The sequence below is a fragment of the Streptomyces sp. NBC_00335 genome, assembly GCF_036127095.1.
GTDB lineage: Bacteria > Actinomycetota > Actinomycetes > Streptomycetales > Streptomycetaceae > Streptomyces.
In genome coordinates this window covers 1,459,357-1,478,243 of sequence record NZ_CP108006.1, presented here as the reverse complement: position 1 = coordinate 1,478,243, position 18,887 = coordinate 1,459,357, and the positions used below count along the sequence as shown (strand labels likewise).

Here is an 18,887-nt window from a genome sequence, read left to right as displayed (position 1 = left end):
GTCGACGATCAGTGGGCACCCATGAGACGGGCCGGGAAACGGCACCGCACTACGCACGGCTCGTCGGCATGGCTGCGGCGACACCGCTCCAGCAACAGCTGTACCTGGCCTACGAGCTGACCGAGGAGCACGCCCCCCATCATCTGGCGCTGCGCCTCACCTTCGACGGTACGAGCGACGCGAGCACGCTGCGGGCAGCGCTGGAAGAGGTGGTGCAACACCACGACGCGCTGCGCACTCGTTTCACGTTCGAGGGCACGACCTTGGTGCAGACCGTTGAGGACCATCTGCCGCCACTCTGGCAAACGGCGGAGGACCACGGCAGCGGCAGCGGCCACTGCCACGGCGCGGATGATCTCTCCCGCCCGTTCGACCTGGAGCAGGGGCCCCTGGTGCGCGCCTGTCTTCAGCCCGTCGGCGACACCGGTCTGCTCCTCAGCCTGACGCTCCACCGGATCATCGCCGACGAGCGCTCCGCGGAGATCCTGCTGGAGGACCTGCTCGCCGCCTACCACGCCCGACTCTCCCCGGGCGTCCTCCCACCCGAACCTCCGAAGAGCCAGTTCACCGACTTCGCCCGCGCCGCCGGCAGCCGGGCGATGGACCTCGCCCCGGATGCCCCGGAACTCCCGGGGGAGTTCCCGGCGCTGCAACTGCCCCTGCTGACCGGACACTCGGCCGGTCAGGCCCATGAGGTGGCTCTTCCCGCCGAGACCATGGCCGCGCTCGGCACGCTGTGCGAGGCCTCCGGAGCCTCGATCGGCGACGGCCTGCTCGCGGCCTTCGCGATCCTGCTCAACCGGTACAGCGACTGCGACGACATCCTGATCGCGACCTCGGACTCCGACGACCGCGGCGACGAATTCCGTCGGACCGTAGGTCCGTTCACCCGTGCCCAAGCGGTCCACGCGGACCTCTCCGACGGAGACGGAGACGGCCTGGCTTCCGTGATCGGCCGGCTCCGGAGGCTGGCCCCACCCGGCACCGCGGGCGAGCCCACCGAGGACGACGGCTGGCACGACGCGGAGCCGTCCCCGCTCCCGGTGGCCTTCGTCCGGCGGGAGACGCCGACCGCCGTCCGCGAGATCCCGGGCGGTGTCACCGTCACCCGGCACGAGGTGCCCGCACCCCACGGTCATGCCGTACGCCTCGTCGTGACGGACGACCGGGAGGCCCGGATCGAAGCCGCGTGGCCGGAGTGGCTGACGGAGCAGTTCGCCCACCACTACGTGCGGTTGCTCACCGAAGCCGTGCGCGACCCGGGCCTGTCGGTGCACGAACTGGAGTTGCGCTCGCCGGGCGACCCCGACCCTTCCGCGCCCGTACGAGCCGCAGGCAGCCGGCCGGAGGCCGAGGAAACCGTCCTCGACCAATTCGCCCGCCACGCCGCCGCCCGCCCGGGCGCCATCGCCGTCAGTCTCGGTGCCGAGCACCTCACCTACCGCGAGCTCGACCAGCGGTCCAACCGGCTCGCCCGGCATCTGCAGTCGCTCGGAGTCGGGCCCGAGGTCCTCGTCGGACTCTGCGCCGAGCGCTCCCTGGACCTGGTCGTCGCGATCCTGGGCATCCAGAAGGCGGGAGGGGCGTACGTACCGCTGGATCCGGCCTACCCGGACGCCCGGCTGGCCTACGTCGTGCGTGACGCCGCACTCACCCACGTAGTGGTCCAGGGCCCGCCGGGCGAGTGGCTGGACGGTTTCACCGGCACCCTGGTCTCCCTCGACGCCGACGCCGAGGCCATCGCCGCGCGCCCGGCCGAGCCGACGGCGAACCGCGTCGCGCCCGACGGCCTGGCGTACGTCATCTACACCTCGGGCTCCACGGGCGAGCCGAAGGGCACCCTGATCCCGCACGCCAATGTGACCCGGCTGTTCACCGCCACCGGGCACTGGTTCGGATTCGGCCCGGACGACGTCTGGACGCTGTTCCACTCCTACGCCTTCGACTTCTCGGTCTGGGAACTGTGGGGCGCCCTGGCCCACGGGGGCCGCCTCGTCGTCGTCCCCCACGAGATCAGCCGGGCCCCCGAGGACTTCCTGCGGCTGCTGCGAACAGAGGGCGTGACCGTCCTCAACCAGACCCCGTCGGCCTTCGCCCTGCTCATGCGGGCGGAGGAGGCGCACGCCAAGGGCTACGCGTCCCCAGGCAGCCGGCAGCGCCCCCTGGCGCTGCGCTTCGTCATCTTCGGCGGCGAGGCGCTGGACCCGCGGTCACTGCAACCGTGGTTCGAGCGGCACCCGGACGGCCCACGGCTCGTGAACATGTACGGCATCACCGAGACCACCGTCCACGTCACCTACCGTCCGATCGACCGGCGGGACTGCGAGGGCGAGGGCCGCAGTGTCATCGGGGAGCCCATCCCCGACCTGGACCTGGACCTGCTCGACCGGCGGGGCAGGCCGGTACCCACCGGAGTCCCCGGCGAACTGTACGTACGGGGAGCCGGGCTGGCCCGCGGCTACCTCGGGCGGCCCGAACTCGACGCCAGCCGCTTCGTCACCCTTGCGGCCGGGCGCGCCTACCGCACCGGGGACCTGGCCCGGCGGCTGCCCGACGGCGAACTGGAGTACTGCGGCCGGATCGACGAGCAGGTGAAGATCCGGGGGTTCCGGATCGAGCCGGGCGAGATCGAGGCCGCGCTGGCCGGCCACCCCGACGTCCGGGAGGCTCTGGTGACCGCGGAGCAGAACCGCAACGCGGACCGGCAGCTGGTGGCGTACGCCGTCTCGGACCGTCCCGCACTGGGCGCGGCCGAACTGCGGGCCCATCTGGAGGGCGTTCTGCCCTCGCACATGATCCCCGCCGCCTTCGTCGTGGTCGACCGCTTTCCCCTGACCGCCAACGGCAAGGTGGACCGGCGGCGCCTGTCCGCCCTCGACCGTACCGCCGGCTCGACGGCCGGTCCGACGGCCAACCGGGCCGAGGAGATCCTCGTCCAGGTCTGGAGCGACGTGCTCGGGCACGAGCGGGTCGGCACCGACGAGAACTACTTCCTGCTCGGCGGAGACTCGATCCGCACCATCGCCATCGTCAGCCGCGCGCGCGAACTCGGCCTGAACTTCGAGCTCCAGGACCTGCTGCGCCACCAGACCATCCAGGCCCTCGCTCCGCACACCACCTTCGGCGTCCCGGGCGCGTCCCGTCCGCGATACCAGCCGCTGTCGCTCGTCTCCGACGAGGACCGCGCGCTGCTCCCGGCCCACGTCGAGGACGCCTTCCCGCTGTCCCGGCTCCAGGCGGGAATGCTGTACCACAGCGGTCTCAGCGCGGCCGAGCGGATCTATCACAATGTGACGGGGTATCACCTGAGGGCCGACTGGTCCGAGGAGGCCTGGCGTTCGGCGCTGGACGGCATGGTCGCCGAGCACGAGATCCTGCGCGTCTCCTTCGACCTGGAGTCCTTCAGCGAGCCGCTCCAGTTGGTGCACCGCCGGATCGCGCCGCCGATCACCTTCGAAGACCTGCGCCAGCTCTCCGACCCGGATCGCCGGGCCGCCCTGGAACAGCGCTTCGAGGAGGAGAAGCGACGCGCGTTCTCCTGGCAGGAAGCCCCGCTCATCCGCCTGCACGTGCAGCGCCTGACCGACCGGACCTTCGAGCTGTGGGTCACCGAACACCACGCGATCCTGGACGGCTGGAGCGAACGCTCCCTGATCACCGAGCTGTTCGCCCGCTACCGCGCAGGCCTGACGGACTCGCGGCCCCCTGCGACGGACCCCCCTCAGGCCCGCTTCGGGGCGTTCATCCAGCAGGAACAGGCGGCCATCGCCAGCGCCGAGCACCGGGCCTTCTGGGTCGATGCTCTGGCGGACAGCGACCTCAACAGCCTGCCGCGGCTGATCCAGCCCGCCGAGCGGCCCGACATGCGCATCCTGCCCGTGGACCTCCCCGGCGAGGTGTCCGCCGGGCTGGAACGCTGCGCCCAGCGCCTCGCCGTACCCGTGCGCACCGCCCTGCTCGCCGTCCACCTGCGGGTGATCGGCCTGCTGTCCGGCACCCCGGACGTCGTCAGCGGTGTCGTCTACAACGGCCGCACCGAGGACCGGGACGGCGAGCGCGTCCTCGGCATGTTCCTCAACACCCTCCCGTTCCGCACCCTTCTGAGCGGCGGCAGCTGGGACGACCTGGTGGCAGCCGTCAACCGGACCGACATAGAAGTCCAGCGATACCGGCGCTACCCCATGGGAGAGATCCGGCGCGACCTCGGCGGCCGCGAACTGTTCGAGAGCTTCTTCAACTTCACCCGCTTCCACGTCTACCAGTCCGTACTGGACCAGGCGGCGGAGCTCGACGTGCTCGACGAACGGCGGATCACCAACACCAGCATCCCGTTCGGGGCCGAGTTCTCCCAGGACCTCGCGTCGGCCTCGGTGGCCCTCCATCTCCGCTACGACGCCGCCCAGTTCACCGAGGAACAGGTGCATCTGATCGGCGGCTACTACCGCCGCGCGCTCACCGCTCTGGCCACCTCCCCGCAGGACCGCTACGACCAGACCGACCTGCTCTCCACCGCGGAGCTGCGCCAACTCGACCAGTGGCACGGCGAAACCCGTCCCCGCGAAGAGGGCCGACCCTTCCACCTGCTCTTCGAATCGACGGCGAAGGCCCGCCCGGACGCCCCCGCCGTCGTCTGCGGCCGAACCGTCCTCGACTACGCGCAGCTGAACGCCCGGGCCAACCGGCTGGCCCGCGAACTCGTCACCCGGGGAGTGGGCCCGGGGCGCATCGTCGCACTGGCCGCGCCCCGGACGGCCGAGCTGGTGGTGGCCATGGTCGCCGTACTGAAGACCGGCGCGGCATATCTGCCGGTCGACCCGGACTACCCGGCGGAGCGGATCACCCTGCTCCTCCGGGACGCCGAGCCGACACTCCTCGTGACCACCGTCGAGACGGCGGGCACCCTGCCGCCCACCGATACCCCACTGCTCGTACTGGACGGTCCGGAAACCGAGCCGCGGCTCGCGGACCATGCCGGCGGGGACCTCACCGATGCCGAACGCCCGAGGGCCCCGCGACCGGCCGATCCGGCGTACATCATCTACACCTCGGGCTCGACGGGGCGCCCCAAGGGCGTGATCGTCTCCCACGCCAACCTCACCGACCTGCTGGCCTGGATCGCCGGGTTCCTCGCTCCGGACGGCCTGGCTCAGGTGCAGGCCACGACCTCGATCAGCTTCGACGTCTCCGTCTACGAGATCTTCGGGCCGCTCTCCTCGGGCGGAACCGTGCGGATCCATCGCGACCTTCTGGCCCTGGGCGAACCACAGACACTCGCGGACGGCCCGATATCCGCACCGTCCGTGGTCAGCGGCGTGCCCTCCGTCTTCTCCGGCCTCATCCCGAGCCTGGACCCGCGGGTGACGGCCGGCACCGTCGTACTGGCCGGTGAAGCACTCGGCGCCCTGGTGGCGAACGAGATCACGACGGCCTTCCCGGGCGCCAGGATCGCCAATGTGTACGGTCCCACCGAGGCCCCGGTGTACGCCACGGGCTGGCTCGGCGAGGGCCCGTTCGACCAGGCGCCGCCGATCGGCCGGCCGTCCTGGAACACCCGCGCCTACGTGCTCGACCACGGACTGCGCCCCGTGCCGCCCGGTGTTCCCGGCGAGCTCCACCTCGGCGGTCCCGGCCTGGCCACCGGCTACCTCGGCCGCCCCGCACTGACCGCCGAGCGCTTCGTCGCCGACCCGTACGGCGAACCCGGCTCCCGGATGTACCGCACCGGGGACCTGGTGCGCCGTCGCCCCGACGGTGACCTGGAGTACCTCGGCCGGCTCGATCACCAGGTCAAGATCCGCGGCTTCCGGATCGAGCTGGGGGAGGTGGAGGCCGTACTCGCCCGGCATCCGGAGGTCGCCCGGGTCACGGTCGTCGTACGCGAGGACCGCCCCGGGGAACAGCGGCTGGTCGCCTACGTCGTCACCGCCCCGGGTGCGACGGCCGACGCCTCGGCGCTGCGCCTGCACGCGGCCCGCCTGCTGCCGCGGCACATGGTGCCGGTCGTGGTCCCGCTCACCGCCTTCCCGCTCACCACCAACGGCAAGCTCGACCGGCGTGCGCTGCCGGCGCCGGAACTCGGCGCCGACGCCCCGACCCGCGAGCGCAGGGCTCCGCGTACCCCCGTGGAAGAGGAGCTGCTCGCCCTGTTCGCCGAGGTTCTCGGTGCCGACCAGTCCGGCACCGAGCGACTGTGGATCGACGACAGCTTCTTCGAACGCGGCGGCCACTCCCTGCTCGCCTTCCGCCTGATCGCCAGACTGAACTCCCTCTACGGCGCGGAGCTCGGCATCAGCACGCTCTTCCGTACACCGACCGTTGCGGGGATCGCCGAACTGCTCGCCGAGCAACGGGACTCGGGCGATCCGGCTGCCGCGCTGGACGTCCTCGTACCGCTCCGCCCGCAGGGCAGCCGCGAACCGCTGTTCTGCGTGCACCCCGGCGTCGGCATCAGCTGGGTCTACTCCGGGCTGCTGCGGCATCTGGAGAGCGATCGTCCGGTCTACGGCCTCCAGTCCCGCGGGCTCGACGGCGACGCGCCCCCCGCCGCGGACCTGGGGGAGATGGCCAGGGAGTACGTGGCGCGCCTGCGCACCGTCCAACCGCACGGCCCGTACCACCTGCTGGGCTGGTCGATGGGCGGCGTCGTCGCACACGAGATGGCGCGGATGCTGTGCGCCGAGGGCGAACAGGTGGCGCTACTGGCCCTTCTGGACGCCTATCCCCGCAGGCCCGACGCCCGGACGGTGGACCACGACGAGCCGCAGGCGCTGGCCGAAGTGCTCCACTCGCTCGGCCTGCAGCAGCCGGAGGGCCATGACCCGCTCGTACCCGAGTCGGCCCGTGCGATCCTGCTGGACCGCGGGAGCCCCCTGGCGACGCTCACCGACCGCCAACTGGCCTCGGTGGCACGGATCTTCACCAACAACGTCAACGCGCAGCGGCGTCACGTCTCCCAGGTCTTCGACGGGGACGTGCTCTTCTTCGAGGCGACGGCCGGGAAGGGCCCGGACGGCGAGCGCCCGGCCGACTGGGCGCCGTACACGGGCGGGCGGATCGAGAGCCACCCGATCGACAGCGCGCACGGCGACATGCTGAGCCCGGAGCCGCTGGCCGAGATCGCCCGCGTCCTCGGCGAGCGCCTCGGCGCGCTGCCCCGGCCTGGGGGAGACTAAGTGGCCAGTCCGCTATCGACGACCTGTCAGGAGTTCGCGTGAACGGCCCGTTCGACGACCACGACGGCAGCTACCTCGCCCTGGTCAACGGGGAGGGGCAGCACTCGCTGTGGCCCGCCGCGATACCCGTGCCCGACGGCTGGTCGGTCGCCTACGGCCCGGCCGACCGCGCGTCCTGTCTGGACAGTGTCGAACGGTCCTGGACCGGCCCACGCCCCGGCGGCTCTCGCCCCCGGGGCTCGACGACGACGAGGGCAGGATCACCTGCATGACGAAGACAGCAGTGGTGGTGGGCGCGACGGGCCAGATCGGACGGGTGGTCGTCCGACGGCTGGCCGAGGACGGCTGGGACGTGACGGCGATCAGCCGGACCCCGGCATCCGGCGGGCCGCCCGGCCACGGCGTCCGTACGGTCCACCTGGACCGGGACGTGGACGGAGCCCTGGAGTCCGCGCTCGGCGACGGGTGCGACGTACTGGTGGACATGGTCGCGTACGGCGAGGGTCACGCCCGGCAGTTGCTCGGACTCGGTGACCGGATCGGTTCGGCGGTGGTGATCTCCTCCGTCAACGTCTACGCGGACGGCGCCGGCCGGGGATTCGACACCCAGGACGCGCATTTCCCCGAATACCCGGTGCCGATCCGCGAGGACCAGCCGGTCATCGCGCCCGGCGACACCTCCAACCCCACCCGCAAGGCCGCTCTGGAGCACACCCTGCTCCACTCCGGCGGCTCCCTCCCGGTGACTTTGGTCCGTCCGGGAGCGATCCACGGACCGGGCTCACCGCTTCCGCGCGAGTGGTTCTTCGTGAAGCGCGCCCTGGACAAGCGCCGCATCCGCCTGATGCCCTACCGCGGCGAGGGCCGCTTCCACACCTCGTCCTCCGCCAACATCGCCGAGGTGATCCGGCTCGCGGCCTCCCGGCCCGGTACCCGCGTCCTGAACGCGGCCGACCCGCAGGCTCTCACGGTCCGGGAGATCGCGGCGGCGGTGGACGCCGTCATGGGCCACGAGGCCGAGGACGTCCTCATGGACGGCCTCCCGGAGGACGGTCTCGGCGGCTCTCCCTGGTGCACGCCACGGCCGGTGGTCCTCGACATGTCGGCGGCCGAACGGGAGCTCGGCTACGTCCCGGTGACGGGCTATGCCGAGTCCCTGCCGGAGACGGTCGAGTGGCTGCTTCGAGAGGCCGGCGACCAGCCCTGGCAGGAGGCGTTCCCCCTGCTGAACCGCGCGATCGGCCCGCTCTCCTTCGACTACGCCGCAGAGGACCGCTGGATCAGCGGCCGCTGACGCCCGCGCCGGACCGCCCCCGGCCTCCCTCAGGGGGAGGCCGGGGGCGGTCTCGACCGCCTTCCGGGCGTGCCCGACCGGGCCGTTGGGGATCAAGCGCCGGCCGAGCAGCGCACCGGCAGTCGGCAGACGCCGGACAGGAAGCTGGATGTGACGCGCTCGACGGTTCCGTCCAGCTCCATATGGGATATCTGGGAGCGCAACTCCTCCAGCAGAACGCGCAGTTCGACCCTGGCGAGCGGGCCGCCCAGGCAGAAGTGCGGTCCGTGGCCGAGGGTGAGGTGCCTGTTCGGCGTGCGGGAGATGTCGAACCTGTAGGGGTTCGCGAAGACGTCCTCGTCACGGTTGGCCGATGTGTTCCAGAGCGTGACGATGTCGCCCTGCCTGATCTCGGACCCGCGGAGCGTGAAGTCCGTCGTGGCGGTCCGCCCGATGTGCGTCGCCGGAGTGGTCCAGCGCAGCACTTCCTCCACCGCAGAGTCGAGCAGGCCCTCGTCCTGCTGGAGCCGCTGCCACTGCTCGGGATGCTCGATCAGGGCGAGCGCGGCACCCGCCGCGGACAGGCGCGTCGTCTCGTCACCACCGATGATGATGTTGTAGCAGTTCAGAAGCACCTCGGCATCGCTGAGGGGCTTCCCGTCGACCTGTTCGCCCGCCAGCAGACTGACGATGTCCGCGCCCGGAGACGTGCGCCGTGCGGGAAGGAGCCCGGCGTAGTAGTAGAGGATGTCCTGCTGGGCTTCGGCGGCTTCCTCCATGGACTCCGCCGAGCCGTCCGCGCCCATCGCCGCCATGGTCAGATCGAGCATGCGCGAGCGGTCCGCCGCCGGCACGTCGAGCAGCTCGCAGATGGCGATGAGCGGAATCTGCGAGGCGACATCGGAGACGAAGTCGCCCGCTCCCTTCTCGGCGATGGCCGCGACGAGTCCCTTCGTCGCCGTCCGGACGCCGTCCACGACGTGCTCCATGGCTCTGGCGGAGAATCCGCCCTGCAGGAGGCGCCGTACAGCGGTGTGCCGGGGCGGGTCGGTGACCACGAGCATGCTGCCGCCGGCGGAGTCGCCGCCCGTGAGCAACGTGCCGAGCATGTTGCCCTGTTCGGAGCTGAGGCGGGCCGTATCGCGGTAGACGGCGGCGATGTCCTGGTACCGCGTGATCACCCAGAAGCCGGGGCTGTCTCCCTCGGCCTCGCACCAGGCGACCGGGTGCTCCGTCCGTAGCGTCCTCCACGCCTCACAGGCGTCGGGATCGGGGTGTAACGCAGGGTCGATCAGGCTGAACGGGATGGCATGGCGCGAGGTACTCAACCTGTGGTTTCCATTCCTGGTCGGCGACACGTGGAGCGCCGGTCACCAGGACCGGCAACCCGGGCTGCCGATCGATCCCCTCGAGGCTGCGCAGCGATGACGAGGCGTCATGCGGATGCCCCCGCAGGGTTGGTCCGGCCGGGCACGGTCCTCGGGCCTCGGCCCGCCCACGACGCTATCCCCCTGACGTCGATCATGACAAGGGGTCCGGACCTCGATGGGGCGGCCGCGCCGGGAGAGGGCGCCGCACCGGGGCCGACCCCGCGGCCGGCCCCGGCGGACCTCTGCGTGAGCCCCGTCAGAACAGGGAGTTGTTGCCGTGCAGCCGGCGTCGCAGGAAAGTGGCGAAGGTGTGGTCCTCGAGGTGGGTCAGGGAGCTGCCGTCCGGTTCGATGGAGGCGATCCGCCAGTCCTGGGGGTCGCTCTTCATGGTGAGCCAGCCGATGAGCCTGCCCTCCACCTCACCCCACTGCAGGAACTGCCGGTCCTCGTCCAGCCAGGTGGCCCCCGCGACGGGGAACACCCGCGCGCCCGCGATGATCCCGCCGGGGAACTCCCGCATGATCGCCAGGTAGTCCTCCGGGAGGGCGGTGGGCCACTCGTGCCGAGCCTGTTCCACCAGTTCGCGCGCGTACTGCCGGACGCCCGGGACGCCGAGGCTCCGCAGCTTGACGAGGATCTCGTCCAGCGCGGTGATGTCCCGGTCCGCCAGTGCCTTGGCCGTCTCCCGCTTGGCGTCCGCGAGCCGGTGCCACGAGCCGGCCCTGTACTCCGCGTCCGTCTCGAACGCGGGAGTCCCGTCGGCGCGCCCCGTGATCTCCCGCGCGATGAATTCCGACGTGGGGAAAGGGAGTTCCGGCCAGAGCTGGAAATCGGAATCCGCGAGGACGGTCGTCCAGTCCGCGGTATCGGGGGCGGCGGTGTCCCAGAGCAGCACACCGTCGTCCGCGGTGCGGCCCCACGGGACCAGTCCGCCGGGCTCGGGGAAGAGGGACTGCGGCAGCTTTTGCTCGCGGGAGCGCAGGTAGTACCGCATGTCCTCCAGACGCAGCGCCGCACTCGCGGTGAACTCCGCCAGGGAACGCACGGGGAGTTCGGAGCGAGTGAGCTTGACGGAAGCCGCGATCAGGCCCTTCGGGAGGGCGTTGAGCAGCAGTTCGAAGTCCTCGGGCACGACCTGCCCGTATCCGTCGCTCCCCGGTCGCCCGGGGGCGACCACGTCGAGCAGCCGGAAGACATCGAGATGATTCATGGTTTCCTCTCTGAACACCGCGCTCCGTCCCTCGACGGTCGATCCGGCCGCCGAGGAGGTGTGACCGGGTCCGGTTCCTTCGGAATCCGAGTCCTCGGGCCGGACGGGGAAGGGCCGCGAGGGCGGGGACAGCGAGAAGCAAGCGCAGCCTGATCGTCCCATGAAGCCCCATGCCGTCCCCGCGGATCCTCCGGTTCCCCAGCCGAACACCATGAAGCGACCGGACGCAGGACCGTAAGCGCGACGGCCCGCGGTGTGACACCGGGCCGGGCGAGCGGCAGCCGGACGACAGCGACACCGACACCGACAGCGACGTCGACATGGTTCAGGGATTCCCCGCTCCCGATACGGCCACGGCGGCGCTGAAGCCCGGGGGGACGGCCACGTCCCTCAGGGACCAGCCCGGCAAACCGCTCGCCGGGGTGTCGCCGCTGCCCACGTAATCGAGGGCCAGGCCCCGGGAGAGCCCGATGCCCAGGCCCTTGAGGTACGCCTCCTTGCGGACCCAGACGCGGCCGAAGGCCGCGGGGCGCTCCTCCGGGTCCAGGGCCGCCAGCTCCGCGGCCTCCCGAGGGTGCAGCTGCCCGGCCAGCTCGCGTACGGCCGATGCCGGGGGCAGCGCCTCCACATCGGCTCCCACCGGCACCGCGCCCAGCGCGATCAGTGCGAGCCGGTCGCTGTGCGACAGGGAGAAGTGGACGGGCCCGTCCTCGGACAACGGCCGTCCGTGGGGGCCGGCGCACGAGGGGCAAGGTGCGCGGGTGATCCGTACGCGTCCCGGGGCGAGGCCGAGCCGGGAGCCGAGCAGCACCCGCAGTGCCACGTGGGCGGCCACGTAGCGGCGCCGGTCCTCCTCGCGCACGAAGGCCGCCGCCCGCCGGTGTTCGGCCGGGTCCAAGACCTCCGGGGCCAGCCGGGCCGCCGCGCCGGCCGCCTCGTCGGTGTCGACCAGCCACACGGCCGGCGACGCGGCCGGCGACGCCTGCGCGGCGGGCGGGGAATCCGAACCGATCGTGAGGACACGGGGCTTCAGCACGATCGATCCTTCTCCTCGGTCCTGCGCCGGCGCCGACATCCGCATCGGCATCGGCAGGGCTGGGTATCAGTGTGCCGCGTTCTTCACGAGTGCGGCGATCCTCACCTCGTCGGCGGCCGTCAGCCGCGTCAGGGCGTAGGAGGTCGCCCACATGGAGCCCTCGTCGAGGTGCGCCTGGTCGCTGAAGCCGAGCGTCGCGTAGCGCGCCTTGAACTTCTCCGCGCTCTGGAAGAAGCAGACGACCTTGCCGTCCCGGGCGTACGCGGGCATCCCGTACCAGAGCTTCGGCGCGAGGTCGGGTGCGGTCTCCTTGACGATCGCGTGGATCCGCTCCGCCATGACCCGGTCGGCGTCCTGCATTTCGGCGATCTTCTCGACCACGTCGGCCTCTTCCGCCGCAGCCTTGTCGGCGCGCGATCCGCGGCGGGCCGCCGCCTTCAGCTCCTTGGCGTGATCCTTCATCGCGGCCCGCTCCTCCTCCGTGAACCTCGCGGACGGCTCGGCCGCGGTCTTGGCGGGGGTCGCGGTCTTGGCGGGCTTCTGGGTGTTCGTCATCGCGGGTTTCCTCCCGGTAGTGGGCGTGATGGGATGGATCGTCATACTAGGAAGCGGGGCGGTTCGCGCCCGTCAGCCCCACGCGCCGGCGATCTGGCGGGTCGTGGCGTTGAGGCGGTTGAACAGGTTGGTGACGCCGATCATCAGGACGAGCGCGGCCAGCTGCTTCTCGTCGAAGTAGGTGGCGGCCGTGTCCCAGACCTCGTCGTTCACCGCGTCGGGACGGTCGGCCAGCCGGGTCGCGGCCTCGGCGAGCAGCAGGGCGGCCCGCTCCTCCTCGGTGAAGTACGGGGCCTCGCGCCAGGCGGCGACCGTGGCCAGCCGCTCGTCGCTCACCCCGGCCTTGCGGGCCGACTTCGCGCCGCCGTCCACACAGGCGCTGCACCCGTTGATCTGGCTCACCCGCAGGTGCACCAGCTCCAGGATCTGCCCGTCCACCCCACCGGAGTGCACTGCCTTGAAGATCTCCTGGATGGGCTGCATCGCACCGGACAGGACGACGGCGGGGTTCTGCATGCGGGACTGCATCTCGGTGTGCTCCTCTACTGGGTTTCCGGACTGCCGGGCTTCCGGCCTTCCGGGGTTTCCGGTTCCCCCCTCGGGGTGTGACTCCATAACAGCCGCAGCGGCCCGCCGCGGCGATGGCGGTGGGACACCCCGGGACAGGCGGAACATCCTTGACCAGCGCAGATGCGGCCCCGGATAATTCGGGCGCGGCGGGACAGGGATACGGGGGGAACCGTGGACATGGAACGGCGGACGGCCGAGGCCGACCCGCAGGACGAGCTGGCCGCACGGCTGCGGCTGCTCCAGGAACTGTCCGGGCTCGGGGTACGGGCCCTCGCGAGGGATGCGGGACTGAGCTCCTCCTCGCTCTCGCGCTACCTCAGCGGCCAGACCGTGCCGCCCTGGCCCGCGGTGGTGGCGCTGTGCCGACTGGTCAAACGCGATCCGCGCCCGCTGCGCCCCCTCTGGGAACTCGGGTCCTCCCACCAGCTGCCGGCGCCCCCGAAGGCCAGCCGCCAGGTCCAGCCGAGGCCCCGTAACGATCTGCCGCGCGACGTAACCGACTTCACCGGACGCGAAGCCCAACTGGCCGCCGTGCTGGCCGCGGTGGACAGCCACCGGGGCGTCGCCGTCGACGGCATGGCGGGCGTCGGCAAGACCTGCCTGGCGGTGCACGCCGCACACCGGCTCGCCGCCGACTACCCGGATGCCCAGCTCTACGTGGACCTGCACGGATTCACCGAAGGCCGGGACCCCCTCGATCCGGACTCCGCGCTGCGGATGCTGCTCGGGGCGCTCGACGTGCCGTCCGAGCGGGTCCCGCAGGAGGGCCTCGAACAGCTCGCGGCCTGTTGGCGCGCGGAACTGGCGGGCCGGCGGGCCGTCGTGGTCGTCGACAACGCGGCCGACGCCGACCAGGTCCGCCCGCTGCTGCCCGGCGCCGGCGACTCCGTCGTCCTGATCACGAGCCGCAACCGGCTGCTGGGCCTGGACGAGGTGCCCCCGGTGTCGCTGGACGTGCTCAGCCCGCGGGAGAGCGCGGAGCTGCTGGCCCGGGCCAGCGGAGACCCGGGCGGCCCCGAAGGCCGCCTCGCCCGCGAGCCGGAGTCCGCCGCCGAGGTGCTGCGGCTGTGCGGCCACCTGCCGCTGGCCCTGCGGCTGGCCGCGGCCCGGCTGCGGCACCGGCCGGGCTGGACGGTGGGCATCCTCGTGGAGCGGCTGGCGGAGGGGGCGAGCGAGTTCGACACCGCGTTCGCCATGTCCGTACGGCAACTGGACCGGTCCCAGGCCCGGTTGTTCCGCATGCTGGGCATGCTGCCGGGCGGCTCCTTCGACGCGTACGCGGCCGCGGCCCTGGCGGACGTACCGCTGCACGGCGCCCGGGAGATGCTGGAGGACCTGGTCGACGCACACCTCGTCCAGCAGCCGACGGCCGGCCGCTACCGGCTGCACGACCTGGTGCACCAGCACGCGCGGGGCGCCTGCGCGCAGCAGGACTCCCCGGCCGATCGGGAGCGTGCGCTGGGCCGCTTCCTCGACTACTTCGTGCACGCGGCGGCCGCCGCCGACGCCGCGATGCCGGTGCTCTCGCCGGGACGGCCGCCCACCGCGGGCCGGCCCCCGGCCGCACTGCCGCGGTTCGCCGACAAGAACGCGGCCTGCTCCTGGCTGACTTCGGAGTACGAGACGATGATCGCCGCCTTCGAGACGGCGGTCGCCGTCGGTGCGGACGCGCACGTGTGCGAGCTGCCGCGCTTCCTGCGCGCGTACTTCGCACGGCGCTGCGGCACGAGCCACCTCAACCACCTCTTCGAACGCTCGCTGGCCGCCGCCGAGCGCCTGGGGGATCCGCTGCGCCTGGCGGAGGCCTACAGCGACCTGGGCTTCGCCCGCTACAACGCGGGCCGGATGGCCGAGGCCGCAGCCGCGTACGAGGCGGCCGGACTCCGGGTGGCGCAGACGGGGGACAGCCGCTCGGAAGCCGAACTGACCCTGCGCCGGGGCTATCTGAGCTGGGATCAGGGGGGACGGGGGAGCGCCGAGGAGTCGTTGGAACTGTTCCGCCTGGCCGGGAAGCTGTACGGGGAAGCGGGCCTCCCCGCGGGCGCGGCCCACGCGGCCGCCTCGGAGGCCTGGGCCCTGCTCCAGCTGGGGGACCGGCAGGAGGCGGCGCGGCGGGCCCGGGAGGTGCTGGCCGTCTCCCACCCGGACCCCGCGTGGCCGCCCACCCTGACGGCCCGCATCACCCTGGGCATGGCCATCGCCGCGGAGTCGCCCGAAGAGGCGTCGGAGCACCTGCACCGGGCGCTGGCGCTGGCCCGCGAGGACGGGCACGTGAACAACGAGGCGTGGTCCCTCAACTGCCTGGGCGTCGGGCTGCGCCGGATGGGCCGGTACGAGGAGGCCCTGGCCAGCCACCGGGAGGCGTTCGCGCTGCTGGACGAGCTGTTCGAGGAACACTGGAAGGTCCGCTTCCTGGGCGGCTACGCCGAGACCTGCCAGCTCGCCGGACTGCCCGAGGAGGCCCTGCGCCTGCACCGGCAGACGCTGGAGCTGGCCCCGGGCCTCGGCTACCGGCACGAGGAGGCGCTGGCCCACGAGGGCATCGCCGCCCTGCTCGACGACACGGACCCGGCCGCGGCCGCCGAGCACCGCACGGCGGGGCGCTCGCTCCTGGAGGAACTCGGCGCGGGGGCGCGCTGAGCGGATCCCCCCGATGCTGTTGCAGGACTCCGGCCGTGCCTGACAGCCTGTTTTCCGAGCCGGCCCGACCAGGGGCCGGCCGGACCGGGGGACCAGCATGAACATCAGAGCCGCCGCCATAGCCGCCACCGCCACCGCCGCCTTCGCCCTGGCCGGGCCGGGCACGGGCCCGGCCTTCGCGGACAACCACATCAGCGTCGCGCCGCAGGGTCAGGACGGCGCCTTCGAGCACACGGCGCCGCAGCTCGGCACGTTCGGCGACCAGGGCCCGAAGTTCCTGACGGAGGGCGACTTCGAGCACCTGAGCCCGCAGCACATGACGGACGGGGAGTACGAGCACCTTTCCCCGCAGCACCTGGCGGACGGGGCGTACGAGCACCTCGCCCCGCGGACCCTCGTCGTAGGCGACCTCGCCACCAACTAGCCGGACGGGGCTACGGGGCCTCCCGCCCCGTAGCCCCCGGTAGCTCCCCGTGGCTTCCCGTAGCGCGCCGTAACTCCCCGTGCCCACCGGGCCCCGCCCGCCCGGCGGCGCGTTCACCCGCGGTCCACCCCGGGTCCGGCAGCCCGCCCTGTCCGGCGGTGGGGATTGTCAGCCGGGCGTGCTTTGCTGGAGGCATGATCGATGAATTCCTCGCCCGGAACCTGTCCGACGTCGACGAAGCCGTTCGCAAAGCGGCGGCGATCGAGATCATGCCGAGGTTCCGCCAGCTCGCCGACCACGAGGTGGACCAGAAGAGCGGCCCGCACGACCTGGTGACCGACGCCGACCGCAAGGCCGAGGAGTACCTCACGGTCGCCCTGACCCGGCTGCTGCCCGGCTCGGCGGTGGTGGGCGAGGAAGCGGTGCACGCCGACCCCGGGGTCTACGGGGCGCTGCGCGCCGACGCCCCGGTGTGGATCGTGGACCCCGTCGACGGGACCCGGCAGTTCGTGAACGGCGAGTCGGAGTTCTGCACCCTGGTCGCGCTCGCGCACCGCGGGGAGCTCCTCGCCTCCTGGACCTTCGCCCCGGCGCTGGAGGAGATGGCCACCGCCGTGCGCGGACAGGGCGCGTACGTCAACGGCGAGCGGATCCTGAGCGGTTCGCCCGAGCCCGGCGCCGAGCTGCGGGTCGCGACCGCCCACCCGCTCTACACCACCGAGGAGGAGCGCCGGATCCTGGCGCGCCTCGACGTCCCCGGTGTGGCCTCCCGCGCGTGCGGTTCGGCGGGCCTGGAATACCTGAAGGTGGCCCGGGGGGAGATGGACGGCCTGGCCTTCAACTGGCCCTCGGCCTGGGACCACGCGGCCGGGCTGCTCCTGGTCGCCGAGGCGGGCGGTTCCCAGAGCACCGTCGACGGGGTCCCCTTCCGGGTGGACCGGGACAACGCCCTGCCGTTCGCGGTCGGCCGGGACGAGGCCACCGCCGTACGGATCCGGGAGCTGCTGCGGGGGGCATGACCCCGCGGCCGGGGCAGGGCCGAGGCCGCCGCTGAGCCCAGGGCGAACGGAGTCGGCGCGGATCGCGGATCCGCCTATGGACAGGCGCAATACCCTGGGGGCCGTGGCGCCGCCGGACGAAGGAGTCGCAAGTGCCGTCGATCCTCGATGCGGTCGTGGTGGGGGCCGGGCCCAACGGGCTGACGGCCGCCGTTGAACTGGCCCGGCGCGGCTACTCGGTGGCCGTCTTCGAAGCCGCGGACACCGTCGGCGGCGGGGCCCGGACCGAGGAGCTCACCCTCCCCGGCTTCCGGCACGACCCCTGCTCCGCGGTGCACCCGCTCGGCGCCGGTTCGCCGGTCTTCTCCACCATGCCCCTGAAGCAGTACGGGCTGGAGTGGCTGCACGCCCCGCTGCCCATGGCGCACCCCTTCGACGACGGCACGGCGGCCGTGCTCTCCCGCTCCGTCGCGGAGACGGCCGCGTCCTTCGGGGCCCGCGACGCGGGCACGTACCGGCGGCTGGTCGAGCCGTTCCTCGGCAAATGGGACACCCTCGCCCGGGACTTCATGTCGCTGCCGGACACCGCGCTGCCCCGCGACCCGCTCACCCTCGCCCGCTTCGGGCTGGCCGGGCTGCCCCCCTCCACCTGGCTGCTGAGCCGCTTCCGCGACGACCGTGCCCGCGCCCTGTTCGCCGGGCTCGTCGCGCACGTCATCGCCCCGCTCGGCGGGATCGGCACCAGCGCCGTCGGCCTGGTCTTCGCCCTCGCCGCGCACGCGAACGGCTGGCCGATGCCGCGCGGCGGCTCGCAGTCGATCTCCGACGCCCTCGCCGGGTACCTGCGCGACCTCGGCGGGACCGTCCACACCGGCTTCGAGGTCAAGCGGCTCGACGAGCTGCCGCCGGCCCGGGCGTACGTCTTCGACACCTCTCCGACGGCGCTGGCCCGCATCGCCCGCCTGGGCCGGGTCTACGACGGCTACCGCTACGGCGCCTCCGTGTTCAAGCTGGACTACGCCCTGGACGGCCCCGTCCCCTGGACCGCCGAGGAGCCGCGCCGGGCCGGCACCGTACAGATCGGTCCGCGCACCCGCGACATCGACGCGGCCCTGCAACTGGCCTCCGGCGGGCGGGTCCCGCGCACCCCCTTCCTCATCGCCGCCCAGCCCAGCCTGGTCGACCCCGGCCGGGCGCCCGAGGGCAAGCACACCTTCTGGGTGTACGGGCACGTCCCGGCGGGCTGGGACGGCGACCTCACCGAAGCCGTCGAGCGCCAACTGGAGCGCTTCGCACCGGGGTTCCGCGACCTGGTGCTCGCCCGCGCCACGGCGGGCCCGCCACAGCTCGCCGCCCGCAACCCCAACTACGTGGGCGGCGACATCGCCTGCGGAGCCGCCTCCGGTCTCCAGCTCCTGCTGCGCCCCAAGCTCACCCTGTCCCCGTACAACACGGCGCATCCGGCCGTGTTCCTGTGCTCCTCGGCCACCCCGCCCGGCCCCGGCGTGCACGGCATGTCGGGACACAACGCGGCCAAGGCCGTCTGGCGCCACCTGCGCGGGAAGGGCGCCTGAGGGGGTAAATCGGCGGCCCGGCCCCAGGGACCCCCGATAGCGTGCACGCACCCGTGCAGGAAGGA

12 protein-coding genes are annotated in these 18,887 nt (G+C 72.6%); 7 read left to right on the top strand and 5 right to left on the bottom strand.

The features are described from left to right. Positions 1 to 11: 11 nt before the first annotated feature. The 3 genes from OHA37_RS06760 to OHA37_RS06750 are packed head-to-tail and all read left to right on the top strand — an operon-like array spanning position 12 to position 8,466. Positions 12 to 7,172 (top strand): amino acid adenylation domain-containing protein, encoded by a 7,161-nt coding sequence (locus OHA37_RS06760; protein ID WP_266903425.1) that lies wholly within the window; start codon positions 12 to 14, stop codon positions 7,170 to 7,172. A gap of 38 nt (positions 7,173 to 7,210) precedes the next feature. Then, positions 7,211 to 7,444 (top strand): MbtH family protein, encoded by a 234-nt coding sequence (locus OHA37_RS06755; protein ID WP_266903424.1) that lies wholly within the window; start codon positions 7,211 to 7,213, stop codon positions 7,442 to 7,444. Next, on the top strand, positions 7,441 to 8,466 hold the full coding sequence (locus OHA37_RS06750; RefSeq protein ID WP_266903423.1) for an NAD-dependent epimerase/dehydratase family protein: 1,026 nt from the start codon (positions 7,441 to 7,443) through the stop codon (positions 8,464 to 8,466). Before OHA37_RS06755 ends, OHA37_RS06750 begins: the two co-directional genes overlap by 4 nt. 92 nt (positions 8,467 to 8,558) lie before the next feature. On the opposite strand, the gene OHA37_RS06745 is transcribed toward OHA37_RS06750, so the two are convergent. The 5 genes from OHA37_RS06745 to OHA37_RS06725 all read right to left on the bottom strand — a co-directional run bounded on the left by OHA37_RS06745 (position 8,559) and on the right by OHA37_RS06725 (position 13,144). Further along, positions 8,559 to 9,773 (bottom strand): cytochrome P450, encoded by a 1,215-nt coding sequence (locus OHA37_RS06745; protein WP_266903422.1) that lies wholly within the window; start codon positions 9,771 to 9,773, stop codon positions 8,559 to 8,561. A gap of 298 nt (positions 9,774 to 10,071) precedes the next feature. Further along, positions 10,072 to 11,025, bottom strand: a complete 954-nt coding sequence (locus tag OHA37_RS06740; RefSeq protein WP_266903421.1) for a hypothetical protein — start codon at positions 11,023 to 11,025, stop codon at positions 10,072 to 10,074. 325 nt (positions 11,026 to 11,350) lie between these two features. After that, positions 11,351 to 12,061, bottom strand: a complete 711-nt coding sequence (locus OHA37_RS06735; RefSeq protein ID WP_266903420.1) for a 4'-phosphopantetheinyl transferase family protein — start codon at positions 12,059 to 12,061, stop codon at positions 11,351 to 11,353. A gap of 66 nt (positions 12,062 to 12,127) precedes the next feature. Next, positions 12,128 to 12,616, bottom strand: a complete 489-nt coding sequence (locus tag OHA37_RS06730; RefSeq protein ID WP_266903419.1) for an iron chaperone — start codon at positions 12,614 to 12,616, stop codon at positions 12,128 to 12,130. A 72-nt stretch (positions 12,617 to 12,688) separates the two neighbouring features. After that, positions 12,689 to 13,144: a carboxymuconolactone decarboxylase family protein gene (locus OHA37_RS06725; RefSeq protein ID WP_266903418.1), complete on the bottom strand. Its 456-nt coding sequence runs from the start codon at positions 13,142 to 13,144 to the stop codon at positions 12,689 to 12,691. Positions 13,145 to 13,363: 219 nt separating this feature from the next. Here OHA37_RS06725 and OHA37_RS06720 point away from each other — a divergent pair, with 219 nt between their 5' ends. From OHA37_RS06720 to OHA37_RS06705, 4 genes are all read left to right on the top strand, one after another. Next, on the top strand, positions 13,364 to 15,826 hold the full coding sequence (locus OHA37_RS06720) for a tetratricopeptide repeat protein (protein WP_266903417.1): 2,463 nt from the start codon (positions 13,364 to 13,366) through the stop codon (positions 15,824 to 15,826). 97 nt (positions 15,827 to 15,923) lie between these two features. After that, on the top strand, positions 15,924 to 16,250 hold the full coding sequence (locus OHA37_RS06715; protein ID WP_266903416.1) for a hypothetical protein: 327 nt from the start codon (positions 15,924 to 15,926) through the stop codon (positions 16,248 to 16,250). Positions 16,251 to 16,444: 194 nt separating this feature from the next. Next, on the top strand, positions 16,445 to 17,269 hold the full coding sequence (locus tag OHA37_RS06710; protein ID WP_266903415.1) for an inositol monophosphatase family protein: 825 nt from the start codon (positions 16,445 to 16,447) through the stop codon (positions 17,267 to 17,269). A 131-nt stretch (positions 17,270 to 17,400) separates the two neighbouring features. Beyond that, on the top strand, positions 17,401 to 18,822 hold the full coding sequence (locus OHA37_RS06705; protein ID WP_266903414.1) for a phytoene desaturase family protein: 1,422 nt from the start codon (positions 17,401 to 17,403) through the stop codon (positions 18,820 to 18,822). The last annotated feature ends 65 nt before the right edge of the window (positions 18,823 to 18,887 follow it).